General features: G+C 64.6%; 2 protein-coding genes and 1 pseudogene. All 3 read right to left on the bottom strand.

The genetic code is table 11. The annotated features are described in order from the left end of the window. Nucleotides 1–138: thioredoxin domain-containing protein (locus tag MZTS_RS24880; RefSeq protein ID WP_484502693.1), on the bottom strand; the 138-nt coding region annotated here is incomplete at its 3' end. A 24-nt stretch (nucleotides 139–162) separates the two neighbouring features. Continuing rightward, entirely contained in the window at nucleotides 163–462 is a 300-nt protein-coding gene (locus tag MZTS_RS24875) for an antibiotic biosynthesis monooxygenase family protein (protein ID WP_192285999.1), read from the bottom strand. Nucleotides 463–566: 104 nt separating this feature from the next. Further along, nucleotides 567–937, bottom strand: a pseudogene (locus MZTS_RS24870) (aconitate hydratase); the annotation flags it as partial.

Genomic DNA, 937 nt, shown 5'->3' with positions numbered 1-937 from the left:
GATGGCGAGGAAATCGGGCTTGAACTGATCGCCGGCATCGAGATCGAGGAAAATCTCCTCGTAGGCGATGCCCTTCAGGTTCAACGCGATGCGCACGCGGAACGCCGCCGCCGAGCGCCAATTGCCGTACATCTTCATGGATCGGCTTCCTTCCGCTTCCGCTCAGAACGCCTGGAGCGTCAGCTCGGTATGCTCGACCTGGGGCGGGCTCTCGAAGGTGTCGGACACCATCGCCCGGTAATCCTTCCAGGCCTGGGAGCCGGTGAAGTCTTTGGTGTGGGCTTCCAGCGTGTCCCACTCGATCAGCAGGCGGTAACGCTGCGGCTTCTCGACGGAGCGGCGCACGGCGAAGCTGCGGCAGCCGGCGGCGGCACGGAAGATCTCGGCGGCCTTGGCGATGTTTTCTTCGAACGCGGCCTCCGCTCCGGCCTTCACGTCGATCTGTGCGATTTCCAGGATCATGCGCGCCAAGTCCTCCGTCGGTTCGGTGCACGACATAGCGCGCTCCAACGAAAAAGGCCCCTCCCTTTCGGAAGAGGCCTTTCCCGATGGTTATGGGGATTTCGCTACGCCGCGAGCGAGCGCAGCACGTAGGGCAGGATGCCGCCGTTACGGAAATATTCCAGCTCGTCGAGGGTATCGATCCGGCAGGTCAGCGGAACCTCCTTCTTCGAGCCGTCGGCGGAGGTGATCTCGGCGGTCAACGTCTGGCGCGGCTTCAGTTCACCGGCGAGCCCCTTGATCGTCACGGTCTCGTCGCCCTTCAGCCCCAGCGACTGCCAGGAGGTCTCGCCCTGGAAGACCAGCGGGACCACGCCCATGCCGACGAGGTTCGAGCGGTGGATGCGCTCGAAGCTCTCGGCGATCACGGCGCGGACGCCGAGGAGCTTGGTACCCTTGGCCGCCCAGTCGCGGGACGAGCCGGTGCCGTATTCCT

Source organism: Methylorubrum zatmanii (assembly GCF_014845115.1).
Classification (GTDB): domain Bacteria; phylum Pseudomonadota; class Alphaproteobacteria; order Rhizobiales; family Beijerinckiaceae; genus Methylobacterium; species Methylobacterium zatmanii.
This window is presented reverse-complemented; position numbering and strand designations above follow the sequence as displayed.